This window comes from Kitasatospora sp. NPDC056783 (assembly GCF_042789895.1).
Taxonomy (GTDB): domain Bacteria; phylum Actinomycetota; class Actinomycetes; order Streptomycetales; family Streptomycetaceae; genus Kitasatospora.
Window position 1 is genome coordinate 1 of record NZ_JBHUAF010000279.1, and the last position, 11,385, is coordinate 11,385.

Below are 11,385 nucleotides of genomic sequence, written 5' to 3' on the forward strand. Positions count from 1 at the left end.
ACCCACCGCCCTCCACCCCGCCTCGTCGGCGGGCACGGACACCGACACGGGGCACAGGACACGGGGCACGGGGCACGGGGCACGGGTCAGACCAGCGCGCTCCAGTACGGACAGCTCACGTACGGCAGCGGCGGCGCACAGTGGTCGGCACTCCCGGACAGCACCGGCCCCCGCTCCGAACGGGCCACCCCCGGCGAGCTCGCGGTCAGCCCGGCCTCGCCCGACTCCCCGAAGCGCAGCGCCAGCCGGTAGCCGTCCGGAGTGGTCGCGGTGACGCCCGGACGGCCGCGATCGGCGTCCAGCGAGGTGATCATCCAGCCACGCCGCCGCCAGTGCCGCTCCACCACGCCGACCAGCACCACCCGTCGGGGCAGCGAGACGACGGTGAGGATGTCCCGGCCCCGGGTGACGTACCAGAGCAGCTCCGACTCCCGCCCCGGCAGCGGCAGTCGCGCGCCGGCCCGGGCCGGCGCCCCCTGCCAGACCGGCATCGGACGGACGGCGTCCAGGGTCTCCTGGAGCAGCGTCTCGCAGCGGGCGGCGGCGTCGAGTTGATCGACCGCCGTCTCCGGCCCCGACCGGAACCCCGCCCCCGGCCACCGGAAGGGCCCGGCCGGCGCGCCTCCGGGGCCGCCACCCGGACATCCGACGTTCAGTTCGGCACCACCTGACTGCACAGGGCCCCTCCGCACTCCTCCCGGGGTTCAACCCGGGCAGGCAATTCCGTCACTGCTTGGACGGCGGACTGGTACGGACAGTTCCGCTCCCGGCCCCATCCCTCACCGTTCCCACACTTCCCCCGCCCTCGAATCGCCTTGCGCGGTGCGGTCGAACCGCTGCCCCGCACTGCGCGGCTCGCTCCTCCCGCCGCCGTCCGACCGACGGAACCTGGGGCGCTCGATCGGGCGTGCGGGTGCACGCTTCCGCCCGCATCGCAAGCCCTGCTCCAAAAAGGCCGATAACCGCGCACAGTGATCTACGTCAAATTGACTGAGCATCAACTTCCTAGGTGAAACTGCCTTGTTAGCGACATTCGCAAGGAGATCACCATGCGCATACTCTTCGTCGGCCCCGCCGCGGCCGGCCACCTCTTCCCCATGGTGCCCACCGCCCAGGCGCTGCGCGCCGCCGGGCACGAGGTGCTGTTCGCCAGCGGGCAGTCGCTCGACCACCTCCGCTCCGCGGGCTTCCCGATCGTCGAGATCGGCGACGGCCGGAGCCTGCGGGAGATCTTCGAGGAGCACCTCGGCGGCCGGATCGAGTACGTCAACGAGGGCAGGACCCAGGAAGAGATCTTCGACATGGCGGCTGAGGTCTTCGCCCACGCCTCCCGCCCCGGCGTGGCCGGCCTGCTGGCCGCCGCCACCGACTGGGGAGCCGACCTCATCGTCCACGACTCCTTCCACGCCGCTCCGCCCCTGGTCGCCGGCCGGCTCAAGATCCCGTCGGTGGTCCACAACTTCGGTGTCAGCGCCGGCCGTTCGATGACCGAGCGGCTGGCCTCGCACGTGCCCGACCTGTACGAGGAGTACGGCCTGGCCGGCCCGGCCACCACCGCGGTGCTCAACCTCGGCCCCCTCGGCGGTGACCCGGACGGCCTGCCGATGCGCTACATCCCGTACAACGGCGGCGGCGTCGTCCCGGCCGAGTACCTTCGCCGGGCCGAGCGCCCGCGGGTGGTCGTCACCCTGGGCACCGTGCTCGCCGAGGTCGACGGCGTCCGGGCGGTGGTCCGCCTGGTCGAGGCGGCGGCCGAGGCGGACGCCGACTTCCTGCTCGCGGTCGGCGACACCGACCTCTCCCCGCTCGGCACCCTGCCCGCCAACGTCAGCGGCCTGCCCTGGGTCCCGCTCAACGAACTGCTCAGCCGCGCCGACGCGTTGATCCACCACGGCGGCTCGGGCACCATGCAGACCGCCCTCCAGGCCGGCCTGCCCCAGCTGCTGCTCCCGCAGGGCGCGGACCACTTCGTCAACGCCGAGGCCATCACCGCCACCGGTGCCGCCCTCAGCTCCACCTCCGACGCCGTCGACACCGCGCTGCTCACCCGGCTCCTCACCGACCCCGCGCTCCGCGACGCCGCCCACCGCCTCCAGGCCCGGAACGCCGCCCTGCCCACCCCGACCGCCATCGTCCCCACCCTCGAAGACCTCACCACCCGCCACTGACCCCCGCACCCCGCCGGTGCCCGCCGGCCCACCCGGCCCGCGGCCACCGGCGACGGGCCACCGGTCCCGGACAACGCGAAAGCCGCAGGTCAGATGACCTGCGGCTTTCGGCAGTGGAGCGGGCGACGAGAATCGAACTCGCGCTCTAAGCTTGGGAATCTTTGGGCCTTCGAGCCGAAAAGCGCCCCTGACCTGCTCCGATACCAGCACAACCAGCCCGACGGACACCCGACGCAGACCGCTACTGTCCGCCGTTCACCACCCGTTCTGGCACGGATCTGGCACGCTCAGCCGCCCTTCACGGTGGTCGTGGCCACGTGACGCTGCGCTGCCCATAGAGAGCGCCTGCGCCCCCGCGCGATGAGACTCGGAATATTTTGCGGCATGATTCTGTGTATACTGCGAGTCAGGGTTGGGAGATCTGCAGGATCGGGAGGTGCACCATGGCAATCGACGAGGACGTGGTTGCGCAGCCCGCCATGCTTGTGCTGGCCAGGGAGTCCCGCGGGTTGACGCAAGTTGACCTTGCCGATCTGATGACGAAACTGGACCAGCCCAACAAGATCTCCCAGGGCTACGTGAGTCGCGCCGAGGCTGGGCGACTCCCCGTCAAGGGGGATCGTCTCGACCTGTTCGCGGCGGCTCTGCGATACACACCTGAGACGCTATGTGCGACCACTGACATTCAGGGGGTGGGCATTGGCCTTGTGCACCATCGCAAGCGCGCCTCGATGGGAGTTGCCGAGCTGCGGCGCGTCCATGCCACTCTGGCCTTCACCCGCTACCAGACTGATGCTCTGACATCGGCAGTGCAGGACCCCCGGACGCACCGGTTCCGTCACATCGAGATCAATGACCTGGACACCCCTCACGAGGCGGCCGACACCCTCCGTGAAGAGTGGGATGTACCTCCAGGACCGATCGCAGATTTGACCGGGCTACTCGAACAAGCCGGCGCCATAGTGGTTGTTCGGGACCTGAAGACGACGGAGCTCGATGCCGTCAGTCAGTGGCCTGCAGACGGTCCACCGCTCTTTCTTCTGAACTCCGCCGCCCCAGGAGACCGCTTCCGCTTCAGTCTCGCCCACGAGCTAGGCCACGTGCTGATGCATACTCAGCCTGGTGACCCGCGCGAGCAGGAGCAGGAGGCCGACTACTTCGCGTCCCAGTTGCTCATGCCCTATGACACCATCAGGCAGGAGCTGAAGCAGGGCGTCGACCTGCCGCGTCTACTTGAACTCAAGTCGCGCTGGGGGGTGTCCATGGCTGCTCTGCTTCGGAGGGCCTTCTCTCTGGGCGTCATCAAGGAATGGCAGTACCGCAAGCTCATGGTGGAGATGTCCGCCCTGGGCTACCGCACCAACGAGCCGGGACTCGTGCCCCGTGAGACCCCGCAGTACCTTGCTCGCGTCGCCATCCGACTTGAGCAAGAGCACCACCTCGATTCGATCCAAGCCGCCCATCTCGCCGGCCTGGATCACGAGGAGTTCCACGAGATCTACTTGTGCGCATCCTCTTCGCCGGGAACCCCGTGGTCCTCGGCCAACCCGTGAGGTGAACTCTTTGACTGAGCTTCCGTTTCGTGGCCCGCGCCCCTCTGCCCCACACGTTCTGGATTCCGATGTCTCTCCGCTACCGCTCCTGCAGGGCCGTGTGCTCGTCCACGAGAACACGCGCTTCATCCCCCGGATGCGTCGGTCACTCGATGACGAGCTTGGCGGGATCGTGGTCACTGGCGACAAGGCCGACGAGCGCGCGTTCCAACTCCGAACGGAAGTTGGGTACAGCGGTCCGCTCCTCATCGATGCCGCCCCCTACAAGAGCCACACTGCAACTGCAGATGAGCCTTTCCTGCTGCCAAGTGACGAAATGTTCGCTGACGTTGAGACGTCGCTGAGCTTTCAGAAGGCCAGGGGCGCCAGTGCCGCGCTAACCCCGACCGGCTACATCGAGCCGGAGAACGCGAAGGCGCTGAAGGCGGTCTGGCGCGCATCACAGCGGATCGAACGAGGGGACGTCATTGTCTCGCTTCCCGTCGACGCTGCATGGCTGAAAGACAGCCACATCAGGCAGCTCATCGCAGTCTGCCAACAGATCAACCGCCCCAAGGCGTTGATCCTGGCAGGACAGTTCGACCCTCTCGAAGGCTCCAAGGAGATGCCCGGCAACCTTCGCCGCCTCATGTCCGAGGTCGAGCACATTGCGCTTCTGCGCACCGATCTCGCGGCACTCGACGCGATGGCGTTCGGGGCGACTTTCGCCGGAATCGGCTCGGACAGCTCCCTCCGCCACTCCGTTGCCCCGGGCGAGCGCGCGCTTGTGGCGAGTGGAGGAGGCGCACAGTACCCGAAGGTGTTGCTTCCCAATCTGATGTGCTTCAAGGGCGCCGTGGGACTGGCCAACAAGTACGCCAACACCCCGCCTCCGGTATGCCACTGCGAGGAGTGCGACGGGCAGGCACTGGATCGCTTCGACAAGCCCGATGGCCAGACACGTCAGGAATCCGAGGACCACAACGTCCTCGTCTGGAGTGCATGGTTCTCCGAGATGGCCACGTACGCGGCGGGTACCGACCGCCAGGCTTGGTGGCGTGATAAGTGTGCGGCAGCGGTAGAGCAGTACGCGCTTGAGAACCAGCGACTCGGGGTGTCTTCGCGAGGCGGCTTCCAGGTGCCGGCTCCGCTGAAGGCATGGGCGACACTTCCCGGTGGAGCGCGGTAGGTGGTCGGCAACCGCCGCCAGCTACTGTTCGAATCTGGGCGGTTAGGCACCTACTGCCGGTAGTGGGTTCTGAGCCGATACGGGAGGGCCTGCTACCCGAGCTGTCGATGGACGTCCTCGACGAAGCGCCACGCCGCCGTGCTGTGTCGCTTTCGGACGAATGGCCGCGGGGGTACCAACACGTCCACATCTCCACCGACGGCTACGAAGAGCCCGATGCCGTAGAAGTCGGCTTGCATCATCGCCTCCTCCCTTCGGCGAAGCGCGCCTTCTACCAGCACTGCCCGAGCACAGAATGGAGTGAACCGTTCTGCCTTCTCCATGGCCGACTCCCAGCCACGCCCGAACACGACGGCGAGATCGACTCGAAGAGGCTGGATGGCTCGGCGGGTCACCATTCCGCTTTCCCGGTCCACCGCGCCTTTGGGTACGGCCTTCAGCGTGCGCCGCTCGGCCTCGTTCAGTGCGGCAGTGGGGACAGGCTCGTCTACCGGCAGGCTCATGAGGAGATCAAGTACGTCGCTGCGACCCAGCGCACCAGTGCCAGCCTCGCGACGGCGCTGGTACTCCTGGGCATCCCTGCGATAGGCGATCACGGCATGGGTGCCGAGGACCGTCACCAGTCCCATATCCGACCCATCAGGAAGAAGTCTGCCCGGTGCGGCCGCCGCCGAGACCATCTCCATGGGTTCTCGCGCTGCAACCGTCATGACCTCATCCCGTCCTCGTCCTGAAGCCGCAGCCACTTCGCGGCTCGGTACAACCCGTGCAATTCCGGCCAGCAGCCTTGCTGGTGGCACCAGGGCTCCGCCTTCTGTCCACACGTGGAACGGCTCAGCCAGCCCACCAGCTTTAACGGCCAGGAGACAGCCCACGGCACGGCCGACAAACGCCTGCTGGAAGCCAGGCTAGTCTGCTCGCTCCCTGTTCCTGCCTAGACTGCCCAGGGTGCCTCACAGTAGCCATGACCTGGGCCACAACGACCCAAATCGACACTGGATCGGCCCACCAGGCAGCCTGATGCTAGCGGCATCGGCGACCAACTGGGCCATCTGTTCGATTACTTTCATGTCTGCGTAGTCACGAACGCTTGATCGTCACATTGCGTAATTGGTAGGCTCGCGGCCATGCCCTGAGTGGCGTCCCGTCGCTGCACGCCGACCATCACCGGGCGGCGGATAGGCGGTCCCAGAGGCCCTCCGGCTGCATCGGAGCGAGACTGTTCGTTGTGATCTTGCGCAACGTTCACGGCCGGTCGGCTGGCCCTGGAAGAGACATCTCGATACGGCGATTCACCGATGACGATTCAGCCGAGGAACTCACCCTGCTCCTGCACCGCGCATACGCTGCTCATGCAGCGGCCGGCAGGGTCTTTTTCGCGTCCTACCAATCCGTACAGGACACAGCGACCCGGGCCGGGAGGGGAGAGTGCTGGCTCGCCTTCCAGGGCGCTGAGCTGGTCGGGTCGGTGACGGTGGCGGCACCGTACGCGGTGCCTGCGGGATATCCGGCACCAGCCGATGTGGGCTCGTTCTGGCAACTCGCTGTGGATCCCACGTACCAGGGGACGGGCCTCGGACAACGGCTGCTGACCTTAGCGGAGGAGCGGATCGTTGCGCTCGGGTCCACCGAGGCGGTCATCGATACGTCGGTCGAGGCCACTGAGCTGGTCGGCTGGTATCTCAGGCGGGGGTACGCACCGATCGGGACGTGGCGGTGGGATGTGACCAACTACGAGAGTGTGGTCCTTCTGAAAGACCTTGCCGCGGCAGGCCCAGAACGGTGAGAACGTGCGGTCGACGTCTCCCCGCGGGAAGACCCCGACCGCACGCGCCAGCGGCCGTGCTACTGGCTGAGGGCCTGGGCAGCGTCCTGGGCAGCGATGGTGAGTGCCTCGTCGAGGACCTCGGGACGGCGTCCTCCGGCGCTGGCGGTGGAGCCCTTGCCGCCGGCGCCTCCGCCTACTGCGCGGGCGGCGGCGGTGAGGATCTGGCTGGCCTGGGTGCCGGTGGCGTGGAGGCTGCGGGTGATGGCGGCGGCGAGGAGGGCCTTGCCGTCGTGTTCGGTGCCGAGGACGACGACGGCGCGGTCGCGGCCCAGGAGGTCGGCGGTGCCAGCGGCGAGGGTGCGGAGTTCGTCGGGGCCGAGGCCGGTGACCTTCTCGGTGACGATCCGGCCGCGGGGGACGGCGCGGGCGGAGGCGGCAAGCTGCTGGGCGCGGGTGTGGAGCTCGGCGTCGCGGAGGCGGGCGAGTTCCTGTTGGGCGGTGGTGAGGGCGTCGAGGCGCTTGCGGAGGGTGTCGGGGGCTTCCTGGGGGCGGGTGCCGAGGAGGGTGGAGAGTTCTTCGAGGAGACGGCGTTCGGTGTCGTGGTAGGTGAGGGCGTCGCGGCCGGCGAGGGCTTCGATGCGGCGGAGGTTGGAGCCGATGGAGGCTTCGCCGAGGATGCGGACGGGGCCGGCGTTGGAGCCGTGGGGGACGTGGGTGCCGCCGCAGAGTTCGCGGGAGAAGTCACCGATGTCGACGATGCGGACGTGGTCGCCGTACTTCTCGCCGAACAGGGCGGTGGCTCCGGCAGCCTCGGCTTCGGAGCGGGTGGCGTGCCAGATGCGGACTTCGGGGTCGTCGAGGAGGTGGTCGTTGACGAGGGCCTGGATGGCGGCGAGCTGGGCGGGGTCGAGGGCGGAGAAGTGGGCGAAGTCGAAGCGCAGGCGCCCGGCGTCGACGAGGGAGCCGTGCTGGCGGGCGTGGTCGCCGAGGGTGCGGCGGAGCATGGCGTGCAGGACGTGGGTGGCGGAGTGGGAGCGGGCGACGGCGTCGCGGCGCGGGCCGTCGACGAGGGCTTCGGCCTGCTCGCCGCTGCGGATCTCGCCCTCGCGGACGCGGACGGTGTGGACGTGGAAGCCCTCCAGGCCGAGCCTGGTGTCCAGGACCTCCAGGAGCGCGCCGCCGGTGGTACGGATGATGCCGGTGTCGCCGACCTGGCCGCCGGATTCGGCGTAGAACGGGCTGCGGTCCAGGACGAGTTCGAGCGTGCTGCCCTGATCGGCGCCAGGCACGACGGTGCCGTCGGAGATGAGGCCGAGGACGGTGGCTTCGGTGTCGAGGCGGTCGTAGCCGGTGAAGTCGGTGCGGCCGTGGCGGGAGGACAGTTCGCGGTAGGCGTCCTGTCGGCGCAGGGCCTCGGCGGTCTTGGCCTTGCCGCCCGCCTTGGCACGCTTCTGCTGTTCGGTAAGCAGGGCGGTGAAGCGGTCCTCGTCGACGGTCAGCCCGGCGTCGCGGGCGGCCTCGATGGTCAGCTCGACGGGGAAGCCATAGGTGTCGTGCAGTTCGAAGGCGGTCTCGCCGGTGAGGGTGGTGGAGCGGCTGCCGCGGCTACGGGTGATGGCGGCGTTGAGCAACCGGGTGCCCTGGGTGAGGGTGCGGGTGAAGGACTCCTCCTCGGCGGTGACGACCTGCTCGATGAGGCTTGCCTGGCTGGTGAGTTCGGGCCAGACGTCGCCGAGGTTGGCGATGACGCTGGCGGTCGCCGGGGCGAGGACGGGCTGGTCGATGCCGAGCATGCGGGCGTGCCGGATCGCGCGGCGCATCAGGCGGCGCAGGACGTAGCCGCGGCCGTCCTTGGCGGGCAGGACTCCGTCGGCGATGAGGTAGGCGATGGAGCGGGCGTGCTCGGAGACGACCTGGAAGGAGACCTTCTCCTCGCCACCGCCGCTGCCGGGGTAGTCGCGGCCGGCGAGTTCCTGGACAGTGGTCAGGGTGGGCAGGAGGAGGTCGGTGCTGCAGACGTTCTCGACGTCCTGGAGGATCGCGGCGAGGCGGTCGAGGCCGAGGCCGGTGTCGATGCTCTGCTGGGCGAGGTCGCCGAGGATCGGGAAGGTGCCGTTGTCGTCGTCCTCGCCGCGCATGGACTGCATGAAGACGAGGTTCCAGATCTCGACGTACCGTTCGCCGTCGACGGCCGGGCCGCCCTCGCGGCCGAAGGCCGGGCCCCGGTCGTAGTTGACCTCGGAGGAGGGGCCGCAGGGGCCGGGGACGCCCATGTCCCAGAAGTTGTCCGCGCCGAGGCGCTGGATGCGCTCGGCGGGGACGCCGATCTTGCGCCAGAGCTGTTCGGCCTCGTCGTCGTCCTGGTGGACGGTGATCCAGAGGCGGTCCTTCTCCAGGTTGTAGCCCTGGGTGAGGAGTTCCCAGGCGAAGGCGATGGCGTCGGCCTTGAAGTAGTCGCCGAAGGAGAAGTTGCCCATCATCTCGAAGAACGTGGCGTGCCGGTTGGTGCGGCCGACGTTGTCGATGTCGGAGGTGCGGGCGCACTTCTGGATGGTGGTGGCGCGGGGGTACTCCGGGGTGACCTCGCCCAGGAAGTAGGGCTTGAACTGGTTCATGCCGGCGTTGGCCAGCAGCAGGGTCGGGTCGGAGGGGATGAGCGGGCTGGACGGGACGTGGCGGTGGCCGCGTGAGGTGAAGAAGTCCAGGAAGGTGGAGCGGATCTGCGTCGAGCGCATGGCGGTATGGCCCTCACGGAAGAGTCGCGGAGAGGTGGGGGGGGTGATCACACGCCGAGCCGGGCCGAGAACGAGGACTGAGTGGTTCTCAGTTCTCCAGCTCGGCGCAGATAGCTCGCGCCCCCACGGTGTAGACCATGACTCCGGTATCCGTCGCTCTGAGGTGGCGCAGCCGACAACGGACGCAACGGTCCGCTGCGACTGCGCCACCAACAGTAGCGGCTCCGGGGTCAAGATCGCTTGGAGTTGTCCTCCTGACGGCCGATGCCAACCAGGAGGGGCAGGACGAAGGCGGCGTGGTCGGCGCGGGGCATCACGAGGTGGGCTCCGGCCCGGGTGAGGGCTTCGGGGCCGGCGAAGCCCCAGCCGGCGCCGACGGCGGTGACGCCCGCGGCGTGGGCGGCGTGGATGTCGGTCTCGGTGTCGCCGACGAAGATGCCCGCCCTCGGAGGGACTTCGAGCCGGTCGAGGGCGAGCAGGACGCCGTCGGGGGCGGGTTTGGGCTGGGCGTCCTCGTAGCAGACGACGGTGTCCAGCTGGTCGAGGATGTCCTGCGGCAGCAGCCAGTTGACCCTTTCGCGGCTTCGCAGGGTGACGATGCCGGTGCCGACTCCGGCCTCGCGGAGCGCGGCGAGGGTCTCGGCGACGTATGGGAACACCTCGGCGGTCAGGGTGGCTGTGGCGCTCGCCGCGGCCCAGCCTTCCTCGTTGATCGATCCGTCCAGTCCGAGGTCGGAGAGGACGTACTCGCGCGGGGTGGTCGCGGCGCCGGCCGGGAGATCGGCGACGGTGACGCGCCTTCCGAGCTCGGCGGTCGCGTAGCCTGCCAGGGTGGCGAGTTGGGCGTCCCGGCTGTCGACGAGGACGCCGTCGAGGTCGAAGAGCACGGCCCGCTTCACGCGGCACCGCCCGCCCGGGGCGCCGGCAGGTCGGCTTCGGTGAACAGCGAGTTCAGGGTGACGCGGTGGTCGGCCAGCAGCGTCCGGCCGCCGAGCGGTCGCTCCAGGACACAGAGCGCGTGGGTGACCGGTCCGCCCACCATCCGCAGGATGCGTGCCATGTGGAGCAGTTGGCCGCCGGAGCGGACCACGTCGTCGACCAGGACGATGCGGCGGCCGTCGATGGGAAGGCCTTCGACCTGGTGGCACGAGCCGTAGCCCTTGGGCCTGCGGCGGACGAAGACGGCGGGCAGACCGGTGGCGGCGGACAGCGCCACGACGAGGGGGACGCCGCCGAGTTCGATGCCGGCGAGCACCTGGGCGTCGTCGGGGACGAGGTCGGCCATGGCGGTGGCGGTGTCGCGCAGGAGCGCGGGGTCGGAGGCGAGCCGGTACTCGTCGAAGTACGCGTCGAGCCGGCCGCCGTCGGCGAGCTTGAACGAGGCGTTGACGCACGCGGTTTCGGCGAGTCGGGCGGCGAGGCCGTCCGGCGGGGTGCGGGTGGTCATGCTCCTCCGATCGGGGTGGTGTCGAGCGAGGCGAGGTGGGCGCGGAAGGCGTCGGCGGACTCGGCGGTGGCGAGAAAGCCGAGCGGCCGGGTCGGGGTCTCGTACAGCCACCGCTCCTCGCGCAGGAAGGCGAGCAGGCGCAGGGCCGACGCGCCCGCGAGACAGACCGGCACGGGCCGGATGGTGGTCGCGTAGTAGAGGGCGGCGGTCAGCTCGTGGAGGGTGCCGACTCCGCCGCCCATGGCGACGACCAGGTCGGCGTTCTCCAGGTAGTGGTTGAGGCGGGCGCCGGGGTCGGGCAGGTGGACGGACAGGGTGGTGTGGGGGTTGAACGCGCCCCACTCGTCGTGCTTGCCGGTCAGGGTGACGGCGGTGACCGTGGCTCCCTGGCCTCCGGCTCCGCGGGCGGCGGCCTCCATGAGCCCGTTGTAGCCGCCGTGCAGGAGCTGGTAGCCGGCCTGGGCGAGGGCCCGGCCGATCTCCTCGGCCAGCGTCTCCTCCTGGGCGGAGGCGGGGACGACGCCGCCGAAGAAGACGGCGGTCAGG

At 69.3% G+C, this 11,385-nt stretch carries 10 protein-coding genes; 4 read left to right on the top strand and 6 right to left on the bottom strand.

Annotated features, from left to right (window positions below):
* Positions 1–86 precede the first annotated feature (86 nt).
* Complete coding sequence (locus tag ACFRMQ_RS29760; protein WP_380733767.1) at positions 87–677, bottom strand: hypothetical protein; 591 nt, start codon at positions 675–677, stop codon at positions 87–89.
* A gap of 372 nt (positions 678–1,049) precedes the next feature.
* Here ACFRMQ_RS29760 and ACFRMQ_RS29765 point away from each other — a divergent pair, with 372 nt between their 5' ends.
* From ACFRMQ_RS29765 to ACFRMQ_RS29775, 3 genes are all read left to right on the top strand, one after another.
* Positions 1,050–2,168 (top strand): nucleotide disphospho-sugar-binding domain-containing protein, encoded by a 1,119-nt coding sequence (locus tag ACFRMQ_RS29765; RefSeq protein WP_380733768.1) that lies wholly within the window; start codon positions 1,050–1,052, stop codon positions 2,166–2,168.
* Between the two features lie 443 nt (positions 2,169–2,611).
* Positions 2,612–3,721, top strand: a complete 1,110-nt coding sequence (locus tag ACFRMQ_RS29770; protein WP_380733770.1) for an XRE family transcriptional regulator — start codon at positions 2,612–2,614, stop codon at positions 3,719–3,721.
* A 100-nt stretch (positions 3,722–3,821) separates the two neighbouring features.
* The gene (locus ACFRMQ_RS29775) at positions 3,822–4,889 is read left to right on the top strand and encodes a hypothetical protein (RefSeq protein WP_380733771.1); all 1,068 of its coding nucleotides are present in this window, start codon (positions 3,822–3,824) and stop codon (positions 4,887–4,889) included.
* Between the two features lie 92 nt (positions 4,890–4,981).
* On the opposite strand, the gene ACFRMQ_RS29780 is transcribed toward ACFRMQ_RS29775, so the two are convergent.
* On the bottom strand, positions 4,982–5,599 hold the full coding sequence (locus ACFRMQ_RS29780) for a hypothetical protein (RefSeq protein ID WP_380733772.1): 618 nt from the start codon (positions 5,597–5,599) through the stop codon (positions 4,982–4,984).
* Positions 5,600–6,117: 518 nt separating this feature from the next.
* On the opposite strand from ACFRMQ_RS29780, the gene ACFRMQ_RS29785 reads away from it, so the two are divergent.
* Entirely contained in the window at positions 6,118–6,675 is a 558-nt protein-coding gene (locus ACFRMQ_RS29785; protein WP_380733773.1) for a GNAT family N-acetyltransferase, read from the top strand.
* A gap of 59 nt (positions 6,676–6,734) precedes the next feature.
* Here ACFRMQ_RS29785 and alaS read toward each other — a convergent pair whose 3' ends face one another.
* The 4 genes from alaS to ACFRMQ_RS29805 all read right to left on the bottom strand — a co-directional run.
* Positions 6,735–9,392 (bottom strand): alanine--tRNA ligase, encoded by a 2,658-nt coding sequence (alaS, locus tag ACFRMQ_RS29790; RefSeq protein ID WP_380733774.1) that lies wholly within the window; start codon positions 9,390–9,392, stop codon positions 6,735–6,737.
* A gap of 230 nt (positions 9,393–9,622) precedes the next feature.
* Positions 9,623–10,291, bottom strand: coding sequence for an HAD family hydrolase (locus ACFRMQ_RS29795; RefSeq protein WP_380733776.1), 669 nt, complete (start codon positions 10,289–10,291; stop codon positions 9,623–9,625).
* Positions 10,288–10,839 carry an orotate phosphoribosyltransferase gene (locus tag ACFRMQ_RS29800; RefSeq protein ID WP_380733777.1) on the bottom strand — a complete coding sequence of 184 codons (552 nt, stop codon included), beginning with the start codon at positions 10,837–10,839 and terminating at the stop codon, positions 10,288–10,290. The genes ACFRMQ_RS29795 and ACFRMQ_RS29800 overlap by 4 nt, the downstream gene beginning before the upstream one ends.
* Positions 10,836–11,385, bottom strand: a 550-nt coding sequence (locus tag ACFRMQ_RS29805; protein ID WP_380733778.1) for an LOG family protein, incomplete at its 5' end; no start/stop codon positions are given. The genes ACFRMQ_RS29800 and ACFRMQ_RS29805, both read right to left, overlap by 4 nt.